Source organism: Catenulispora sp. GAS73 (assembly GCF_041262085.1).
In the GTDB taxonomy this organism is placed as follows: Bacteria; Actinomycetota; Actinomycetes; order Streptomycetales; family Catenulisporaceae; genus Catenulispora.
Genome location: NZ_JBGCCM010000006.1, coordinates 25,786 through 45,226 on the forward strand (window position 1 = coordinate 25,786; position 19,441 = coordinate 45,226).

Annotated in this window: 13 protein-coding genes; 9 read left to right on the forward strand and 4 right to left on the reverse strand. The window is 71.6% G+C overall.

Translation table 11 applies throughout. From position 1 onward, the window contains the following. From ABH935_RS10545 to ABH935_RS10555, 3 genes are read left to right on the forward strand one after another with little or no spacing between them, the layout of a single operon-like run. A complete protein-coding gene (locus ABH935_RS10545) occupies positions 1 to 1,428 on the forward strand; it encodes an ABC transporter permease subunit (protein WP_370377649.1) in 1,428 nt (475 codons plus the stop codon). Beyond that, entirely contained in the window at positions 1,425 to 2,312 is an 888-nt protein-coding gene (locus tag ABH935_RS10550) for a carbohydrate ABC transporter permease (protein WP_194909939.1), read from the forward strand. The genes ABH935_RS10545 and ABH935_RS10550 overlap by 4 nt, the downstream gene beginning before the upstream one ends. A 40-nt stretch (positions 2,313 to 2,352) precedes the next feature. Then, positions 2,353 to 3,438 (forward strand): ABC transporter ATP-binding protein, encoded by a 1,086-nt coding sequence (locus tag ABH935_RS10555; protein WP_370377650.1) that lies wholly within the window; start codon positions 2,353 to 2,355, stop codon positions 3,436 to 3,438. A gap of 34 nt (positions 3,439 to 3,472) precedes the next feature. Here ABH935_RS10555 and ABH935_RS10560 read toward each other — a convergent pair whose 3' ends face one another. Next, entirely contained in the window at positions 3,473 to 3,784 is a 312-nt protein-coding gene (locus tag ABH935_RS10560) for a DUF6193 family natural product biosynthesis protein (protein WP_370377651.1), read from the reverse strand. On the opposite strand from ABH935_RS10560, the gene ABH935_RS10565 reads away from it, so the two are divergent. The 3 genes from ABH935_RS10565 (at position 3,701) to ABH935_RS10575 (ending at position 10,336) form a co-directional block, all read left to right on the forward strand. Then, positions 3,701 to 3,961, forward strand: a complete 261-nt coding sequence (locus ABH935_RS10565) for a hypothetical protein (protein ID WP_370377977.1) — start codon at positions 3,701 to 3,703, stop codon at positions 3,959 to 3,961. The genes ABH935_RS10560 and ABH935_RS10565 overlap by 84 nt on opposite strands. 283 nt (positions 3,962 to 4,244) lie before the next feature. Next, on the forward strand, positions 4,245 to 7,535 hold the full coding sequence (locus tag ABH935_RS10570) for an FtsX-like permease family protein (RefSeq protein WP_370377652.1): 3,291 nt from the start codon (positions 4,245 to 4,247) through the stop codon (positions 7,533 to 7,535). Next, complete coding sequence (locus ABH935_RS10575; protein ID WP_370377653.1) at positions 7,535 to 10,336, forward strand: hypothetical protein; 2,802 nt, start codon at positions 7,535 to 7,537, stop codon at positions 10,334 to 10,336. Before ABH935_RS10570 ends, ABH935_RS10575 begins: the two co-directional genes overlap by 1 nt. A gap of 122 nt (positions 10,337 to 10,458) precedes the next feature. Here ABH935_RS10575 and ABH935_RS10580 read toward each other — a convergent pair whose 3' ends face one another. The 3 genes from ABH935_RS10580 to ABH935_RS10590 form a co-directional block, all read right to left on the reverse strand. Further along, on the reverse strand, positions 10,459 to 11,166 hold the full coding sequence (locus ABH935_RS10580) for an HAD family hydrolase (protein WP_370377963.1): 708 nt from the start codon (positions 11,164 to 11,166) through the stop codon (positions 10,459 to 10,461). A gap of 212 nt (positions 11,167 to 11,378) precedes the next feature. Beyond that, positions 11,379 to 13,265, reverse strand: a complete 1,887-nt coding sequence (locus ABH935_RS10585; protein ID WP_370377654.1) for a glycoside hydrolase family 15 protein — start codon at positions 13,263 to 13,265, stop codon at positions 11,379 to 11,381. A gap of 829 nt (positions 13,266 to 14,094) precedes the next feature. Then, positions 14,095 to 15,348: an Ig-like domain-containing protein gene (locus tag ABH935_RS10590; protein WP_370377655.1), complete on the reverse strand. Its 1,254-nt coding sequence runs from the start codon at positions 15,346 to 15,348 to the stop codon at positions 14,095 to 14,097. A 167-nt stretch (positions 15,349 to 15,515) separates the two neighbouring features. Here ABH935_RS10590 and ABH935_RS10595 point away from each other — a divergent pair, with 167 nt between their 5' ends. The 3 genes from ABH935_RS10595 (at position 15,516) to ABH935_RS10605 (ending at position 19,367) form a co-directional block, all read left to right on the forward strand. Beyond that, complete coding sequence (locus ABH935_RS10595; RefSeq protein ID WP_370377656.1) at positions 15,516 to 16,931, forward strand: hypothetical protein; 1,416 nt, start codon at positions 15,516 to 15,518, stop codon at positions 16,929 to 16,931. Between the two features lie 11 nt (positions 16,932 to 16,942). Beyond that, positions 16,943 to 18,031: a glutamate ABC transporter substrate-binding protein gene (locus ABH935_RS10600; protein ID WP_370377657.1), complete on the forward strand. Its 1,089-nt coding sequence runs from the start codon at positions 16,943 to 16,945 to the stop codon at positions 18,029 to 18,031. 88 nt (positions 18,032 to 18,119) lie between these two features. Next, a complete protein-coding gene (locus ABH935_RS10605) occupies positions 18,120 to 19,367 on the forward strand; it encodes a hypothetical protein (protein ID WP_370377658.1) in 1,248 nt (415 codons plus the stop codon). Positions 19,368 to 19,441: the final 74 nt, after the last annotated feature.

Genomic DNA, 19,441 nt, shown 5'->3' on the forward strand with positions numbered 1-19,441 from the left:
ATGGACGAGAGCCTGTCCGCGTCGCCCGCCGCCGGGTCCGTCCCGGCGGCGCGGCCGCCTTCCGAGAACCCCTCCCATCCGGGGCCGCGCGCGCCGCACCCCCTGGCCGACCACGGTCGCAGCCCTCTGCGTATCCCGGTCCGAGTCCGCTTCGGCTTCCTGATCCCGGCCGCGATCGTGCTGGCCGCCATCATCATCTGGCCGGCCTTCGACTCGGTCTGGCTGAGCCTGCACAACGCCGACGGCTCCAAGTGGGTCGGGCTGCACAACTACCACACCCTGTTCACCGACTCCGCGACGCTCACCGCGCTGAAGAACAACGTCATCTGGGTGGTCTGCGCGCCGACCGTGGCCTGCGCGCTGGGCCTGATGTTCGCCCTGATGGCCGAGAAGATCCGCTGGTCGACCGCGTTCAAGGCGGTCATCTTCATGCCGATGGCGATCTCCTTCCTGGCCGCCGGCGTGATCTTCGAGCTGGTCTACCAGCAGGACCCGAACCAGGGCGTCGCCAACGCCGTGGCGGTGGGCGTCCACGACACCTTCGCGCCGTCCTCGAAGTACCCCGGCGCGCACCCGCGGCCGGCCTCCGCCAAGCCGGGCACTGCCGGGTCGTTCACCTCGGTGCAGACCTTCCAGGCCGGCACGGTCGCGCCGCTGCCGCTGGTCGGGATCCAGGACGCGGGCCTGCCGGGCAAGGCGGTGCAGGCCGCGGCGCCCGCCGCCGAGCCGGCCCCGGACCAGATCGAGGGCACCGTCTGGCTGGACCTCATCTACGGCGGCGGCGGGACGCCGAACCACATAGACGCCGGGAAGAAGGGCATGCCCGGGGTCTCGGTCAAGGCCATCGACGTGGCGACCGGCAAGACCGCGGGATCGGCCTCGGCCCACAACGACGGTACCTTCACCATCAAGGGCCTGAAACCCGGGGACACCTATCGGCTGGAGCTGCCGGGCAGCAACTTCGCGCAGCCGTATCGAGGGATCCAATGGCTCGGACCGTCTCTGGTGACGCCCGCGATCATCGCCTCGTACCTGTGGATCTGGGCCGGCTTCGCGATGGTGCTGATCGCCGCCGGGCTGGCCTCGATACCCCGGGAGCTGCAGGAGGCGGCGCGGGTCGACGGCGCCAACGACAGACAGGTGTTCTGGCGTATCACCGTGCCGTTGCTGGCTCCGGTGCTGCTGGTGGTGATGGTCACCCAGATCATCAATGTCCTGAAGGTCTTCGACCTGGTCTACGTCATCGCGCCGGGATCCACGCTGCCCAACGCGAATGTGCTCGCCGTGCAGATGTGGAACGTGTCCTTCGGCGGCGGTGCGGACCAGGGTCTGGGCAGCGCGATCGGGGTGTTCCTGTACGTGCTGGTACTGCCGGCCATGTACTTCAACATCCGCCGCCTCCGTAACGAGAGGAAGGAAGGGCGATGAGCGTTACGCGACCCGTCGCAGTGCCCGGCCAGGTCCCGGTCGGGACCCGCATCGCCAAGCGCCTCAGCGGCGGTGCGGTGTACCTCATCGTGCTGGCGGTCGGCGTCGTCTGGCTGATCCCGACGCTGGGGCTGTTCATCAGCTCCCTGCGCAAGGCCTCCGACATCAGCAGCAGCGGCTGGTGGACGGTCTTCACGCATCCGGCGCAGATCACGTTCAAGGACTACACGAACCTGTTCGCCAACAAGGGCATCATCCAGTCGCTGTGGAACACGGTGATGATCACCGTCCCGGCCACGGTCCTGGTGGTGTTCCTCGGCGCGCTGGCCGCGTACGCCTTCGCCTGGATCGACTTCCGCGGCCGGGACTGGCTGTTCGTGGTGGTGGTCGGCCTGATGGTGGTGCCGATCCAGGTGGCGCTGCTGCCGGTGGCCGCGCTGTACCGCAACCTGCACCTGTTCGGCACGATCCTCGGCGTGGTGATGTTCCATGTCGGGTTCGGCCTGCCGTTCGCCATCTACCTCCTGCGCAACTTCTTCGCGGCGATCCCGCGCGAGCTGCTGGAGGCCACCCGCATGGAGGGCGGCAGCGAGTGGACGATCTTCCGCAAGGTGATCGTGCCGCTGGGCCTGCCGGCCATCGCCTCGCTGGCCATCTTCCAGTTCCTGTGGGTGTGGAACGACCTGCTGGTGGCGCTGGTCTTCTCGAACGCGAAGACGCAACCGCTGACCGTGGCGTTGCAGTCCAACATGCGCCAGTTCGGCAGCAACATCGACATCCTGGCGCCCGGGGCGTTCCTGTCGCTGTCGGTACCGCTCGTCGTGTTCTTCGCTTTCCAGAGATACTTCGTCCAAGGACTCATGGCCGGCTCGGTCAAGGGCTAGTAGCACCAGGCGACGAAAGAAAATAGGAGAGCGCGCGACCGTGGCGGACGTCCGTTTCCTCGACGCCACGAGGGTGTTCCACGGGGCGTGGCGGCCCGCCGTCGACGGCGTCAGCATGGACGTCCGCGACGGCGAGCTCCTCGTCCTCACCGGCCCCTCCGGCAGCGGCAAGAGCACTCTGCTGCGCATGCTCGCGGGGCTGGAGCCGATGGACCGCGGCAGCGTGCTGATCGGCGGCAAGGACGTCGGGCGCGCCGCGCCGGACAAGCGCGGCGTCTCGATGATCTTCCAGGGCTTCGCCCTGTTCCCGAACCAGACCATCCGGGAGAACATCGCGCTGCCGCTGACGATGCGCAAGAACTCGGCGAAGTCGGCGGCGGCGCGGGTGCAGCAGGTCGCGGAGCTCTGCGGCGTCGCGGACCACCTGAACAGCAAGCCGGACTCGGTGGGCTACGACGTCCGCCAGCGCACGACCATGGCCCGTGCGATCGTCCGCAGGCCCGACGTGGTGTGCCTGGACGAGCCGCTGGCCGGATCGGGCGTCCCGCTGATGATGCGCGGCCGGTCGCCGATCGCGGCGTTGCAGCGCGAGCTGGGGATCACGACGCTGTACGCGACGTGCAGCTCGGTGGACGCCTGGTCGATCGCGGACCGGATCGCGGTCCTGGACAGCGGCCGGGTGCAGCAGGTCGGCACGCCGACGGAGGTCTTCAGCAAGCCGGCGACCATCGCGGTGGCCCAGTTCCTCGGCGAGCCGGGCATGAACCTGGTGACGGCGGTCGCCGCCGACGGCGTGGTGCGCCTCGGCGGCCTGGCGGTGGGGCTGAGCTCAACACAATCCTCAGCACTGACCGGGAGCCGGGTGGTGATCGGGATCCGGCCGGAGGACCTGTCGATCGGCGCTGAGGCGGAAGGTGTCCGCGCGACCGCGGTGTTGGTCCGGGACACCGGCCGCGACTACCTGGTGACGGCCCGGGCGGTGGTCGACGGGGAGGAGAGCGATCTGGTGATCCGGCACGGAGGCGGCCCGGTGCCGGCGAAGGGCGAGAGCGTGGTGCTCGGGGTGCGGGCCGGTGCGGCGCTGCATTTGTTCGATGCGGGGAGTGGGGCTCGGCTGCCGGATTGAGGAGGCGGCCTCGTTCAGGGCCCGGCTCGTCCGTTCAGAGCCCGAGCTCGTCGGCGGTGCCCGTCACCGCGGGACCGGTCCCTTCCGGCAGGTGCGCGACGACCAGCGCGACGGCCTTCTCGGCCGTGGCGGCTTCGCCCAGAACCCGCGTGGTGTCACCCCAGCCGGGCCAACGGACCCGGTAGTGGCCCTCGACGTAGTCGATGCAGGGCACGTCGTAGGTGTACGGATTGCCCGTACACCGGCTGAAGCACAGCACCCAATGGCTGGTGTAGGGGAGCAGCTGAAGACCGCCTCTGCCGGTCCACGCTCGTGCGCGAACGCGATCTCCCGGACCGCGATCCACGGGAAGTCGCGCTGGATGTCCGCGAGCGGCGCACCCGACCGCCAGGAAGCCGCCGCGCGGGCGATCTCCCGCAGATCGGGGGTCCCGCCGGAGAACGTGTACACGCCCCGAATCCAGCCGTTGACCGAGAACGTCCGGATCAAGGCCGCGCACGTCACAGAGAGCGGGGCGCGGTGAAAGCCGGGCACCCCTCCGAGTTCGGCGGACAACAACGAGTGGCCGACGGTGGTGGGCAGCTCCGCGAATTCGAGCCCCTCGTCGGCAGCCGCCTTCCGCAGCGCTGCGGCGAGGCTGCCGGCGGCTCGCAGATCGGCGTAGAGCTCGGGGTGCGGCAGATCGGCCCACGCGGGTTCGGGGGATGTCGGCGTCACCGCCGTAGTGTGCCATGTGAGCCCCCTGTCTTAATCACCGTTCGGTAACACTCGCAACGCCACAGCGACCGCAGCCCGTCCCTACCCGCATGACCGCACCCCGCCTCCTGCTTCGTCGGGCCGTGTACCAGCGCGGCATGCTCGGAGCGGCGGTGGCGGTGTTGATGCCGGCGCTGGTGCTGGTCACGCTCATCGGCTTACACGCTTCGGCGGTGCGGGCGGCGTCGGTGCGGAGCGCGCTCGGGGCGATGGCGCCGGATGCGCGGACGGTGCGTGTCGTCTACGGATCCGGGACGCAGTGGGCGGCGACGCCGGATCAGCGGGCCGCGTTCTTCGCGCAGCTGCACGGTCGGGTCGGCGCCGCGTTCGCGGGGGTCGGGTCGCAGGTCGACACCACGGTCGTGTCCGGGCCCTATGTCCTGCTCGGCTCCGGTGCGTCCAGCACCGACGCTGTCGCGTTCTGGTCGAGCGACTCGCTCAAGGACAAGGCGCGGCTGGTCGACGGCACATGGCCCGCGACGGGAGCGGTGAGCGCCGACTCCAACGCGGCCTTCCCGGGCGTCGTCTCCCAGCAGACCCTCACCAGCCATCACTGGCACGTCGGCGACACCATCCCCACGCGCTCCGGCTGGCAGTCCAGCAGCGCCTTGACGTTCCGCGTTGTCGGCGTCTACCGGCCGCTCGACCCCGCCGACCGGTTCTGGCGCCACGACGGCGACCAGGCGCCGGTGCTCGTCGACGCCTCCGTCACCGCGCGGCCCGACATCCTGCTCACGCAGGCCGCGATCACCGCGGCGCCCGACCCGGCGGGCTTCCCGGCCGATCGGCTGCCGCAGTTCACCGCGCAGCTCGCCGCCTTCGACGCCTGGGTGCCGACCACCTCCTCGCCGGACGGCGACTTCACCGCCGTGCTCGACGACCAGCTCGAACCGCGCATGAGCGTCCTGGTCGGCGTGACGGCGGTCAGCGTCCGCCTGGAGTGGCTGGTCGCCGCCGAACTCGGCGTCCTGTCGCTCGCGGCGCTGGCGCAGATCGCGCGAGCGCTGGCCGACCGCCGGCACGCCATGGACGGCCTGCTGCGTGCCCGGGGCTCCTCCGTCGGCGCGCTGGGCCGCGTCCAGGTCGTCGAAGGGCTCGCGCTCGCCGTGCCCTGCGCATTGCTGGCGCCGTGGGCCGCGCGGTGGCTGGAGCAGCGCATCGGGGCGGGGTGGGCGCAGCGGGGCTCGGGCATCGCCGGGGCCGTGGGCGGCACCGACCACATCCAGACCGCGCAGTGGGTGGTCGCGCTGATCGGCGCGGTGCTCGCCGCGATCCTGCTCGGCTCGGTCGGCACGCGCTCCGCACTCGGTTACAGCACTGTCGCGCGCGTCCGCCGGCGCTCGACGCTGCGCACCGCCCTGCAGCGCGCGACCATCGACCTGGCCGTGCTCGCCTTCGCCCTCGCCGCGCTCTGGGAGCTGTTCCAGGCCCGTGACGACTCCTCGCGCGCCGGCGCGTTGCCCTGGCCGCAGGTGGTCGCGCCCGCGGTGCTGCTGTCCGCCGGGGCGCTCATCGTTCTCAGACTCCTGCCGTTCGTCGCCGCCCCGGCCGGCCGGGGCGCCGCGCACGGCAAGGGCGCCCTCGCCGCCCTCGTCGGCTGGCGCCTCGGCCGCGCGGCCCGCACCCAGGCCCTGCCGATGGCGCTGCTCGTCCTCGCGGTGGCGATCGGCGTGCAGGCCAGTGTCCTGCTGTCCTCGGCCGACCGCTCGGACGCCGACCAGGCCGGCTTCGCCGTCGGCGCCGACGTGCACGTCACAGGGCTCGTGTCCACCGGACCCGAGACCGTCCACGCGCTCGCGACCACGCCCGGCACCGGCTCCGGCTTCGTCGCTCTGCGCGCCCCCTACCGCATGGTCCGCGCCGACCAGGCCGCGACCACCCACGGCATGGACCAGACCACGCCGACGGCCGACGTCCTCGGCTTGGACCCGGAACGCTCCGACGGCGTCCTGGTGCTGCGGGACGATCTGGCCGGCGGCAGGAGCTGGCTGCGGATCAGTGCCCTGCTGGCCACCGGCGGCTGGGACGGGCACGGCTCGGTGGGCGTCCCGCTGCCCGGCACGCCGACCCGGCTGTCCGCGGACCTCACCTACAGCCCGAGTGCGAACAGCACCTGCGACCCGGGCCGACTCCAGCTGACCGCCCACTTCACCGACGCCTACGGCTTCCCCGGCTCAGCACCCCTCGGCGCCATCGCCGCACCCGACGGCGCCGCCCACACTCTGGCCGGAACCCTGGTAGGCGGAGGCAAGAACATCGCCTACCCGATCTGCATCAGTGCCCTGTCGGAGGCCTCGACCGCCCCGTCCTGCCCGATCGGCACCCTCAAAGTCGCCGGCCTGCGCGCCGACGACCAGCCGGTCGCCATCCCGGCCGGCATGGCCTTCACCGCACCGCCGGTCCCGACCGACGCCGACCTCGCCACGACCAACGCCGGCGTGAGGCAGGGCCTCACCGTCTCGAATCCCGTCCAGATCCTGGAGCTCGCCAAGGTCGGCGATACCGGCACCCTGACCGTCCCGGCGATCGCGACCGATCACCTTTTGGCCGCCCTGGACAAGCGCGTCGGCGACACCTTCGCCACCGGAGCCTTCTCCCAGCCGGTGACCCTGCGCTTCGTGGCCGCGATCGAAGCCGCCCCCGGAACCGGGTCCGGCGGCGCCGCCGACAGCCGGGACGCCCTCATCGTCCCGATCGGCTTCATGGACCGCGAAGCACAGCGCGCCTCGGCCGGCCCCGGCGCGACCGGACAGCAGATCGCCCCGCTCACCGGCGAGTGGTGGGCCGACGCGGACGGCGGCACCTCCGCGGCCGGCCTCGCCGACCGCTGTCGCAGCACCCTGATCGCCGCACGCCTCGCGCAGCCCGCCGCCGTCGCGGACCGTGCCACCGCCACGCAGGCCCTGCGCGACTACCCCTTCGCCGCCGGCTTCCGCCTGACCCTCGAACTCGGCACCCTCGCCGCCCTCGCCTTCGTCCTGCTCGGCCTGGCCCTGCACACCGTGTCCACGCTGCGCGAGCGCGCCCGCGAACTGGCGGTGCTGGCCGCGCTCGGCCTGACCCGGCGCCGCGCCGCCGTCCTGCTGCTGGCCGAACAGGCCGGCGTCGCACTGCTCGGCGCCCTGGCCGGCCTCGGTCTGGGCGCCCTGGCCCTGCGATCGGAGTTCAAGCTGATGGTGTTCACGCCCTCCGGCGCCCCGCCGGACCCGCCGCCGGTCCGGGTCTACGACTGGCCGGCGCTCGGCCTGGCCGGGGCCGCGGCGGCGGTGTTCGGGGCGCTGGCCGTCCTGCTCGCCTACGCCTTCAGCGAGCGGGCCTCGTTCCGAGCGGAGGTGAGCTGATGCGGCGCCCGCGGTGGTGGAGCGAGGCCGCGCGGGTGCGGGGCGTGCTGGCGCTGCTCGCGGCGTTCGCGGCGGCGACGGCGGCCACCGGGGCCGCGGTGCCGTACCAGATGAGCCGGTCCGACCGGGCCGTCGTCGAGGACGCCGTGGGCGGCGCGAGCAGCCAAGACCGGGACATCACTCTGGTCTCCCCGAGCAATGACCAATACAGCAACGCCTTCATGGAATCCGTCGCGGCCGCGTCGAAGGCGGCGATGCCGCCACAGCTGTCGGATCTGATGACGGACACCGATATCAGTATCCTCAGTTCCGGCGAGTTCCCGGTCATGGGCTTCAAGGGGCCCGATGGCTTGTTCGTGCACCTGCGTGGTGCCGCCCTGCCCGGCTTCGCCGAGCACGTCCGCTTCGTCGCCGGCGCCGCGCCGACCGCCGCGACCGGTGTCCACGACGTCGAAGCGGCCGGCGACCCGCGGCACGTCACCGTCACGGAGTCGGCGGCGATCAGCCAGGCCGCCGCGAGTGCCCTCGGGCTGCACGTCGGCTCGGTGTTGCACACGACCGCCGGCAACACCAGCGGACGTGAGGACATCACCTACACCGTCTCAGGCGTCTACGTCTCCGACGATCCGGGCGACGCGGTCCGCTGGCGGTACGCCGACCACGCCCGCGGCCTCGGCCTCGGCACCATCTGCGGTGTCGAGGACCCCGTCCTGGGGTATGTGAACGACCCGAAGTGCGCTCAGCCACAGGCGGTCTGGCGTCTGGACCTTCTGCTGCCCTCGGTCACCGACGTGGACGCCATGGGCCTGATCCCCGGCATCGGCCAAAGCAGCACGGCGATCGAGTTGGTCGTCGACCCCTCGCGGGTCCGCGTCGGGGACCTGGCGGTCCTCCAGGACGCGGTGCACCGCCTGGTGGTCGGGGGACAGGGCCTGTCGTTGCAGGACCCCGGCGGCCATCCGTTCCCGCTGGCCGCCGAGACCAGGCTCGACATCCTCGCCGGCCACGCGCTCACCGTCGAGCGCCAGGCGCGCCTGCTGGACTCCGTCGTGCTCGGCGGCGTGCTGGCTGGGGCGCTCGCGGCGTTCTTCCTGATGCTGCGCACCGTCGTCACCCGGCGCTCGGCCGAGATCGTGCTGTGCAAGGCGCGCGGCGCGGCGCCGGGACGCCTCGCGCTGCGGTTCGCCACGCAATCAGGGCTCGTCGTCGCGGTCGGGGCGGCGGCGGGGGTGGCGATCGCCACCGCGGCGGGGGTCGCGGCGGGTGGGACCGTCCCGGCCTGGCCCGGCGCGGTCTTGCTGACGCTCGCCGGGTTCTTCTCCGTCCTCGGCCGGGTCGCGGCACACAGCGACCAGCCCGGGTCGGAACGCCGCGAGCCGACCGAGGCCGACGCCGACGCCCGGATTCCCCGTCTGGTGCGCGACATCGCGGTCCCGCTCGGCGCCGCCGCAGCTGTCGGTGTGATGCGGACCCGGGGCGCGCAGAGCGCGTCAGGGTCCGTCGACTGGCTGGCGGTCGCGGCGCCCGCCTTGCTGGCGTTCGCCGCGGCGCTGGTGGTGGTGCGGGCCGTCCCGCTGCTGTGGTCGGTGCCGTTGGCGCTGGCGCGACGGCGGCGCGCGACGGTGTCGTTCGTCGCCGCCGCGCTGGCCGGACGCCGGGTCCGGGTGCTGGCCGCGCCGCTGGCGGGTCTGGTGGTGGCGATCGCCGCCGCGACGTTCGCCGCCCGGCTGGATTCCTCGGTGACCCAAGGAGTCCGCGACGAAGCGCTGTACGCGGTCGGCGCCGGGGCGCGCGTCGAGGCGATCCCCGATCCCTCGACGATCGTGCTCGAAAACGGCGCCGCGGTGTCGCTGCCGGCCGGGTTCGCCGCCGAGGCCGCCGCCGTGCCGGGTGCCGGACAGGTCTTGAGCGCGTACGTGGGAGCGGCGGGCATCTCCGGCCTCGCTTCAGCCCCGGCGAACGTCGCGGTGCTCGCCGCAGACTCCGGTCAGCTGCGGACGCTGACGCAGCGCGCCGCGAGCGAGTCCGGCGGGCGCTCGGGGCAGGTGCCGGACGACTGGCCGGAGAAACCGAGCCGCCCCGGCACGGTGACCGCGCTGGTCTCCCCGGGACTCGCGGGACTGGTCGGGTCACACGCCACCATCGCCCTCCCCGCCGAACAGATCGAGGTGGACTTCGTCGCGACGGCCGATCTGCCGACGGCGTCGGTGATCGCCGGTGAATACGGGCCCGGATACGTCGTGCTGCCCGCCGACCGGATGGGCGCCGAGGCGCCGCCGCCGGACGCGGTGTGGATCACCGGGCACCCCTATGTCAAAGCCCTGCGTTCGTTGCCCGGCGTCCAGCCCTACTTCCCGTTCGCTTCCTACGCGCAGGTCTCCGCCGCCGGATACGCCGACGGCCGCACCTCCGCCGCGCACTCCGTGCTGCGCATGGCCGAGCTGCTGACGGTCGGATTCGGCTTGCTGTGCCTCGCGCAGACGATGGCCGGGAGCCGCCGGGCGGCGCATGACAGTGCTCTGCTGCTTCGAGTCTTAGGTCTTTCTGAAACAGGGGGCCGACTGCTGGGTCCCGCCGTTACGCTGCCGCTGTCGATCCTGGCGGCAGCCGGGGGTCTGGCGATGGGGGCGGCGCTCGCGCCACTGCTCGGCGACCAGGTTCCGGGCGCGCCGAGCGACGGGTGGCTGGTACCCGTCATCGGTGTGGTCGCCCTGTGTCTCGTCGGCGGGGTCGTGCTGGAGGCCGCGTCGCGGCCCCGGCACCAAATCTCGGTGCGCCTGCGGGCCGCCGACTTCGAATGAGGAGATCGTCGGGGGGAAGGAGTAGCGATGGTGCGTCTGTGAGACAGGGTTTTGCGATGACTCTTCGATGACGGCCGGGCTCCGTCGCCGCGATCCGCGGATCGCGGCGACGGAGCCCGGGGTCAGACTTCGTCGGCGAGCATCCCCGGCAGTTGGTCCAGGCCGGTGAGATAGAAGTCCGTCTTGGCCACCAGATCGGGGTCGTCCCCGTGGACCGTGCCCCAGGGGCCGCGACGGATGAAGGCGGTGCGCAGTCCCGCGCCCCAGGCCGGGCGCAGGTCGTTGTCGAGGCGGTCGCCGACGTACAGGACGCTTCCGGCGCCGCGCAGCGGGCCGCGTCCCTCGGCGCGCGAGACGGTGTCGCAGACTTCGACGACCTTGGCGAAGAACGCGGGGTCGGGCTTCTCCAGGTCGCCCCACATGCCGGAGGTGGTCACCAGGTGCACCGGCAGGTCGAGCGATTCCAGGATGCGGTGGGACACCGTGGTCTGGTTCGCGGCTATCAGGACCAGATAGCCGGCCTCCTTCAGGGCGGCCAGGGTGGGGCGCGCGTCCGGGTACAGATCGCGCTCCCCGTAGCCCTCGGGGCGGCCCGCGAGGGTCCGCGCCTCGCGCTCGGCGGCGAGGTCGAAGCCCGGCCGGAAGTACTCGAAGGCCTCCAGGTGCGGCCGGCCCGCGGCGATGACGGCGCCGAAGACGGCCGAGAAGGTGTGGCGCGGGACGCCCAGCCAGTCGGCCCAGTTGTGGTACTCGATGCTCTCGTCCACGAGCGTCTCCCCGACGTCGAAGACAACTGCGTCGATGGTGCGTGACTTGCCCGGGTTGTGCATGCTCAGAGTTCCTCTCACGGGACGCTGCGTAGCGTCAGACAGCTCCCCATTCCAAGCAGTGCCCGAGGGACGGCGATGGCAGTGACGATCGCGATTGTAGAGAGAGTCTTTGAGTTAGGTGGTTCCACTATCGGAAAGTCATGCCAACGGGTTACGGCGTAGGGGTGGCGTGAACGCGTTTCCCGGGACCGGATGCCCGGGCTCCGCCGACCCTAACGCGCCGCGACGGGATCGCCGGCGACACCGACCCGATCGGCCGTCGCGCGATCGGCGGCGGCGTCCAGAGCCGCGTCCAGAGCCAGCGCCACCCAGATCACCCCGAGGTGCGTGAACGCCTGCGGGTAGTTCCCCAACTGCTGGCCGTCCGGCGTCAGCTCCTCGGCGAACAGGCCGGTCGGCCCGGCGTGGTCGAGGAAGCCCTGGAACAGCTTCTGCGCCTGCTCCACCGCGCCGCTGCGGGCTAGTGCCGCGTAGTAGAGCATCGTGCACAGGTCGAAGCTCGCCTCGTCGCCTTCCATGCCGTCGCTGAACTCGCCGAGGTGGTAGCGGTGGCACAGGCCGTCGTGGACCAGGCCGCGCTCGATGGCGGCGAGGGTGCCGGCCCAGCGCTCGTCGTCCCCGGAGGTGAAGCCGACGACCGGCATGAAAAGGATCGAGGCGTCCAGTGCACCGTCGCCATAGCTCTGGACGTAAGCCTGCTGCGTCTCGTCCCAGCCCCGGGTGCGGATCTCGCCGGCGATCGAGTGCGCCATCACGGCCCACATGCCGGCGTTCTCGTGCGTCGGCGCGATCCGCAGACCGTACTCGAAGGCGGCCCAGCACATCAGGCGGCTGTAGGTGAAGTCGCGCCGACCGCCCCGGGTCTCCCAGATGCCCTCGTCCGGCCGGGCCCAGTGCTCGACCAGCCAGTCCAGCAGCCTGCCGACCGCGGCCTGGCCCTCAGCGCTGTGCAGGTGCTCGGTGTCGGCCAGCGAGTAGAGGAACTCGCCGTAGACGTCGAGCTGGAGCTGCTCGACCGCGCCGTTGCCGATGCGGACGGGCGAGGAGCCGCGGTAGCCCTCCCAGTGCGGCAGCTCCTCCTCGACCAGGTCCGTGGTGCCGTCCACCCGGTACATGATGTCCAGCGGCTCGCCCAGCGGGTTCGGACCCTCGGCCAGGCGGTCGGTGACCCAGCGCGCGAAGGCCTCGGCCTCCTCATGGAAGCCGAGATCGGACAGCGCGCGAGCGGAGAAGGAGCCGTCGCGGACCCAGGTGTAGCGGTAGTCCCAGTTGCGCGCACCGCCGATCTCCTCGGGCAGCGCAGCCGTGGCCGCCGCCAGGAAGGCGCCGGTCGGCGCGTACGTGAGCAGCTTGAGCGTGATCGCCGAGCGGTGCACGGTGTCGGCCCACCGGCCGCGGTAGGTGCTCCGCGCGAGCCAACCGTGCCAGAAGATGAGCGCCTCCTCCAGCGCGCGCTCCACATCGGCCGCGACGTCGGGCTGCCAGTCGTCCGGCTCATCCAGGTCAGTGGCCAGCACGAACGCCGCGGCCTCACCCGGCCCGAGCAGGACCTCGGCGACCGCAGTGCCGGAGTCGTCGGACAGGCCCAGCGGCGCGGACGACAACAGGCTCACCGTCCGTTCCAGGCTGGAGAAGACCACGGCCTGCGTGGCACCGCGCTGCACCAACCGCACCCGGTCACCGACCGAGCGGGCATAGTCGAAGCGCGGCAGGCAGCTCACGGAGAACTGGACGTCGCCGGCCACCGCGCGCACGATCCGGTACAGGACGCTCTCAGCCGGGGTCTGCGAGGCCCGAGCCTCATCCGGCACCATGAAGTCGACGACCTCGCCGACGCCGCCATCGGCGGTCTCGAACCGCGTCACCAGCACCGCGCTGCGCGGCACATAGGACTGGCTCGACGTCGCACCCTCGACCCAGATCCGGAACGCCCCACCCCGCTCGCGGTCCAGCACCGCGCCGAACACACTCGGCGCGTCAAACCGCCCCGGACAGAACCAATCCACGGTGCCGTCACCGGCCACCAGCGCACAAGTCCGCAGGTCACCGATCAGACCATGGTCGTCGATCGCGGGGTAGGGGAGCGTGGTCGAGGTCATGCGCAGACCCTACATTCCCGCACGCCCCGCCCCGGACACCTTCCACGGCGGGGCCCCGAGCGGTGCTTTTCCGACGCCACTGCTCGACGCGCGGGTGACGGGCCAGCGCGGCCGGCCCCGTGCTGGGTCGTGTCCGACCGGACCATGCGGGGTGTTGGTTCTGGGCCCCTCGCCGCGTCGGCGGGCGCAGCCAACCTGGCCGGGCCGGTGGTGTCAAGCCGGGCGAAACCGGACCACAGCAGCAGCGATCCGGCTTTACACCACCGGACCGGGCTGGTTCCGTAAGGCGACGACGCGGCGAGGGGCACAGAACCCGGCGACCACAAGCAGCGACCGCCGCCGGACAGCGCGGCGCAGGCAACAGCGTAAAGAAAGCCGAGCAGTCGCGGGCCGCCGCCAAACAGCAGGTCGCGCGGGTCGCCCCCTCGCTGTAGAGCGCCCGCCGGAGGCCTCAAGGTGCCCACCACGCACGACGATTGCCGCCTACGACATGCGCAGTGACTCGGACCGCCGCGCGGTCGTGGACACGAAAACCGCCGGCCGCCGACGCACCGCCGCCGACACCTAAACCGCCGCGCGGTCGTGCCCACGCAAACCGCCAGCCGCCAACGCACCGCCGCCGACACCTGAACCACCGCGCGATCGTGCCCACGAAAACCGCCGGCCGCCAACGCACCGCCGCCGACACCTAAACCGCCGCGCGATCGTGCCCACGAACACCGCCAGCCGCCAACCCACCGCCGCCGACACCTGAACCACCGCGCGATCTTGCTAACGAAAACCGCCAGCCACCACCACCACCACAACAACAACCACCACCACCACAACCTCAATGCGGCAACGCACTCCCAGCCACCCACTGACCCCAGCTCAAATTCCAATCACCGAACCCATTATCAGCACGCACAGTGTCCTTGGAGTTCACAACCGTCACCGGATCACCAGGCATCACCTGACTAAAAAACCACTCCGCATCCGAAGTCGACATCCCGATACACCCATGGCTGCCGTTGACGTTGCCGAACTTCCCGGCGTTCCACGGCGCGGCGTGCACGAACGTCCCCGAAGGCGTCAGCCGCACGTCCCAGTACACGTCCGGGATGTCATACGCGTTCACCCCGAAGATGCCGACGGTCGAGGAGTTCATGCTGATGTCCTGGTCCTTCTCCAAGACCACCATCGTCCCGTTCCAGGTCTCAAAACCGGGCTTGCCGGAGCTCGTCAGCAGCGTCGTGGTCTTGCCGCCGGTGGTCACCGCCATCCGGTGCGTGTTCGCGTCCATCGTCGCGGTCAGGGCCCGGCCGATGGTGAAGGTGACGTCCCGGTTCTGCCTGCCGTACAGGCTGCCGCTCTTCACGCCGTCCAGGCGCATGTGCAGCGTCACCTTGGTGCCCGCCGCCCAGTACTGCTGCGGGCGGTAGTCCACGCGCTGCGAGCCGAACCAGTGCCAGGAGCCTGCCACCGCAGGGCTCGCGGTCACCGTCAGCTGCTTCTCCACCGCGGCCCGGTCCGTGATCGGCTTGTCGAACGTTATCGACACCGGCTGCGCGATGCCGTACGTCGTGTTGGGGTCCGGGGTGTAGGTGCCCGCGTAGGTGTTGTCCGGGGTGCCGGTCGTGAACTGCGAGGTCGTCGTCTGCTGCTTGCCGTCGTCGCCGACCGCGACCGCGGTCACCTTGTAGGTGTGGCCGATCCCGACCGGGTTCGCCGACGTCCACGAGGCGCCCGAGGGGTCCAGCGTGCCGTCGACGGCGTTGCCGCCGGACAGCTGCGCGGTGACCGACGTCAGCTTCCCGTTGGCAACACTCACCGAGATCTGCGACGAGGGGTCCACGTCGGAGGAGTTCGCGGCGGGTTTGATCACCACGAGCGCCGGGGAGGTGACGGCCGGGGCCGAGCTCGACGGGGCGCTCGACCCAGAGCTCTGTGACGAGCTACCGCCCGAAGCCGCTGATGACGAGGGCGACGATCCGTTCGCCACCGGAGCCACCGTCGCCGTCTTCGCCGAGTTGCCGCCCCCGCCACAAGCGGCGGTCAGCCCTGCGACGGCCACCGCGACGGCGAGCTTGTGCAGTCTACGCATAATCGCCTCCCGTGCTCGATCCTATAACTGGCTGGTACCAATGGCACCGCAGCCTGCTGGTGAACCGTTAGGTTTTCCTTAACCGCAGCAGAAGCACAGGAGAAGGCAAGGCAGGGGCCCGTCGGGCGGGCTCGAAACACGCTACAGATCCAAAGGGGGGCTCCTGGATGACGATCGCCACACCTCATGCGCCGACCCAGGTCCTGGCCACACAGGGCGCGGCGGCAGCCGCCGCGCCGAACGAGCCGGCCAAAACGGCGGGGCAGCGCACGGATCGCAAACTGGGGCGGATCCGCGCCGCGCTGGCCGCCGGGGCGCTGGTGTTCGGTGCGGTCGGGATCATCGGGGCCCAGGTGCGCGCCGACGGGGCCGACGACGCCAAGTCGCACAGCGGGGTCATGATCCAGCAGGCTGAGGTGCTCTACCACAGCCTCTCGGACGCCGACGCCACCGCGACCACCATGTACCTGCACGTCGGCGAGGCGCCGGTCGACTTGCTGAACACGTACAACGCCGACCTGCAGAAGGCCCAGGGCGCGCTGCTGACGGCGACCGCCGAGGCCGGCGGCGACACCGCGGCGATGAAGGCGCTCAATCAGGTCGCGGCCCAACTGCCGCAGTACGTCAAGCTGAACGCCACCGCGGCGGCGAACAACCTGCTCGGCTACCCGGTCGGATTCCGCTACCTGCTTCAGGCCTCGAACCTGATGCAGGGGACCGCCGGCACGGCGACCAGCCCGCCGACCGGGATCCTGCCGTGGGCCCAGGCGCTCACCGACACCGAGGCGAAGAACCTCGCCTCGGCCGAGAACACGGCAACGCAGTTCCCGGTGCTGATGATCGCGGCCGGCGTCCTGCTGCTGGCGGCTCTCGTGCTGGTGCAGACGCGCGAGTCGCGGCGGACGAACCGGACGTTCAACATCGGCCTGCTCGGCGCCACGGCCGCGCTGGTGGTGTCCTTCGCCTGGGCCGGGGTCGACATGACGGTGCAGAACAGCCGTGAGAACGACGCCAGGACGCGGGGCTCGGATCAGGTGAGCGCGCTGGCCACGGCCCGCATCCTGTCCCTGCAGGCGCGCACCGACGAGATGCTGACGCTGGTCGGCCGGGGCACCGCGGACGACAAGGAGGCCGACTACGCGGGCGTGACCGCGGCGGACGGCTCGCACGTCCCGGGCACCGAGGAGGCGCTGGCCGCCGAGCTGCAGAACGCCTCCCAGCTCGCGACCGACGACGCCGGCCGGAAGCTCGCGAACCAGGCCGCGGCCGACGCGGGCGCCTGGCACACCCAGCACCAGGCGCTGCGGGCCTCGGACGCGCAGAACCAGTACCCGAAGGCGGTGGACTCGGCGCTGGGCCAGCACGACTTCGCCGCGCCGAAGCCCAGCGCCGCGGCGTCGTTCACCGCCCTCCAGGGCGACCTGGACCAGGCCATCAAGTACGCCGAGGCCTCCTTCCAGGACGAGGCCGCGAGCGGTGCGAACGCCTTGGCCGGATTGGAGATCGGGCTCGGGGTATTGGCTTTGGCGATGGCGGCGGCGGTGGTCCGGGGGCTGGGCCGCCGGATCGCGGAATACCAGTGAGGGGGCGGGGGATGACCGGGATGGACGGGATGCGGCACATCAGGGTCCGGACATGGGCGGCCGCGGCCGTCGTGGCGGCGGTCGGGCTCACGGCCGCCTGCGGCGCGGAGAACAAGGGCACTTCGGGCAGCGTCATGGTGCCCCGGTCCGGCCAGGGCATCGGCGCGGGCGGCGTCCCCAGCGGTACGCCGTTCAAGCCGACGCTCTGCGGGCCGGAGGCCACCGCCGCGGCCGTGAACCCGCTGCCGGGCCCGAACGACCAGGTGGCGCCCGGCGGCACCCTGGACAAGATCCGCAAGCGCGGGTTCCTGATCGCCGGCATCGACCTGAACACCGAGCTGTTCGGCTACGACCCGCAGCACGACAACAACCCCCAGGGCTTCGACGTCGACATCGCCCGGGCGATGGCCCGCGCCATCTTCGGCTCCGACGGCCACATCCAGTTCCGCGTGGTCACCCTCGGGGACCCCAAGACCGGTGAGTACGCCCAGCTGCACGCGGGCAACGTGGACCTGGTCGTGCAGACCACGACCATCACCTGCGCGCGGATGCAGAGCCCGACGCCGCTGAGCTTCTCCAACCCCTACTACACCGCCGAGCTGAAGCTCCTGATGCCGCTCGGCGACGACGGCAAGCCCCAGTCCGCGTCCCTGGCCGGGCTGAAGGGCGTCAAGACCGCCGACGGCTCCCAGGTGAAGGTGTGCGCGACGCTCAACTCCACGTCGGCCGCCGAGATCCTGCGGGTGCTGGGCAAGGCCGGTACCTTCACCGCGGCGAACGCCCTGGACTGCCTCGCAGACTTGCAACAAGGTCTGGTCGGCGCGATCTACACCGACGACGCCCTCCTGCGCGGCATGGAGAGCCAGGATCCGCACGTCAAGATGACCACCGCTCCGGCCGAGGAAGAACAGCCATACGGCATCGTCACGAACCATCCCGCCAGCGGCACGAACGATCTGACCCCGTTCGTGAACACCGCCCTGGCGAACCTGATCCAGGACACCGGTCCGAACGGCTGGCGCTCACTGTTTGCAAATGATTTGGGTTCCCAGCCCAAGTCTCTTCCACAGATCCCCCAGCACTATCCTCTGGGTAGCTGAGCTGATGGAACGGGCAGTGGGTAGCTGAGCTGATGGAACGGGCAGGGGATTCCAGTCAGACGGGCATGGGGGGAGCAAGAGCACGACCGTGACGACGATGTGGACCCGGCAGGCGATCGACGCCGCGATCGACCGCCGCGCCCAGGAGCGCTCGGGGGTGTCGGCGGGCCTGCTGGAACTGGACGACCACCCGGGCCGGCGGCTGCTGGACGGCGCTCAGCTGACCGGTGCCACGGCGCAGGCCTGGGCGCAGGCCTCGGCCGAGCTGGCCGGGCTGTGGACCGTGTTCGAGGCGTACCAGCAGGTGCTCGACCGGGTCGTGGCGATGCGCGGCGGCCCCAAGACCCGGCTGGGCGACCGGGAGCTGGCGGCCATGGCCGATCTGCTCACCGGCCGGTCGGTGGCGCTGCCCCGGCAGGCCGTGCCGTTCGAGCGGCGCGGGCTGCTGGACCCGGCCAGCACCCAGGACCTGCTCACCCTGGACGAGGCCGTGGAGTCCATGACCCGGACCTACGACCTGGTCAAGAAGGTCGCGGTCGACGCCGAGAACGCGTGGAACCGGCTGCTGGAGCCGCTGGACGAGCTCCAGGCCAGGGCCCGCGCCGCGCGCGGCACCGCCGACCGGGTCGGGGTGAGCGCCGATCCGGTCTTCGACCGGCTGGCCGGGATCGAGGCCCAGACCTCGGACCTGCGGCGCCGGGCGCTGTCCGACCCGCTCGGCACCGCGGCCGGCACCGCGGCCGGCGGGGGCGCCGCCACCCCGGCCCGGGTGGCGCGGCTGCTGGCCGACCTGGCCGGCGTGCAGACCGAGCTGGACCAGGCGCTGGCCGCCCGCGAGGAGTTCGACCAGCGGCTGGCCGGGGTGCAGGACGTCATCGTGCTGATCGCCCGGGCCGAGGCCGAGGCCGAACGGATCCGCGGCGAGGTGCGGGAGAAGATCGCCAGGGTGAAGCTGCCGCCGGCCTCGGAGGCCGCCGCGCACCTGCGCACCAAGGTCGCCGACCTCCAGCGGGAACGTTCCGCACAGTCCTGGACGTTGCTCGGCCGGAACCTGTCGGCACTGGAGAAGAACAGCCGCGTGGTCCTGGAGAACGCCCAGAAGCGGGTCGGGCAGATCCGCGCTCCGCTGGACCGCCGGGACGAACTGCGGGGGCTGCTGGAGGCCTACCGGGCGCGCGCCGCCCGGCACGGGATCGCCGAGTCCCCGGCGCTGGCCGCCGCGCACGGGCTGGCGCGGGACCTGCTGTGGTCCGCGCCGTGCGACCTGGCCGGTGCCGAGGCCGCCGTCCGCCACTACCAGGCAGCGGTCGGCGCCGCGCTGCCGAGCATGTCATAGGTCTGGTGTCCACTGATGACGAGAGCTGATCGGGCCGACCGGACCCACGAGGATTCACACAGGGCTCCACAAGG

Coding starts and splice junctions, on each gene's coding strand:
- ABH935_RS10575 (WP_370377653.1), top strand. CDS start 7,535: ATGCGGCGCCCGCGGTGGTGGAGCGAGGCCGCGCGGGTGCGGGGCGTG.
- ABH935_RS10595 (WP_370377656.1), top strand. CDS start 15,516: ATGACGATCGCCACACCTCATGCGCCGACCCAGGTCCTGGCCACACAG.
- ABH935_RS10580 (WP_370377963.1), bottom strand. CDS start 11,166: ATGCACAACCCGGGCAAGTCACGCACCATCGACGCAGTTGTCTTCGAC.
- ABH935_RS10570 (WP_370377652.1), top strand. CDS start 4,245: ATGACCGCACCCCGCCTCCTGCTTCGTCGGGCCGTGTACCAGCGCGGC.
- ABH935_RS10545 (WP_370377649.1), top strand. CDS start 1: ATGGACGAGAGCCTGTCCGCGTCGCCCGCCGCCGGGTCCGTCCCGGCG.
- ABH935_RS10565 (WP_370377977.1), top strand. CDS start 3,701: ATGGCTGGTGTAGGGGAGCAGCTGAAGACCGCCTCTGCCGGTCCACGC.
- ABH935_RS10585 (WP_370377654.1), bottom strand. CDS start 13,265: ATGACCTCGACCACGCTCCCCTACCCCGCGATCGACGACCATGGTCTG.
- ABH935_RS10600 (WP_370377657.1), top strand. CDS start 16,943: ATGACCGGGATGGACGGGATGCGGCACATCAGGGTCCGGACATGGGCG.
- ABH935_RS10590 (WP_370377655.1), bottom strand. CDS start 15,348: ATGCGTAGACTGCACAAGCTCGCCGTCGCGGTGGCCGTCGCAGGGCTG.
- ABH935_RS10550 (WP_194909939.1), top strand. CDS start 1,425: ATGAGCGTTACGCGACCCGTCGCAGTGCCCGGCCAGGTCCCGGTCGGG.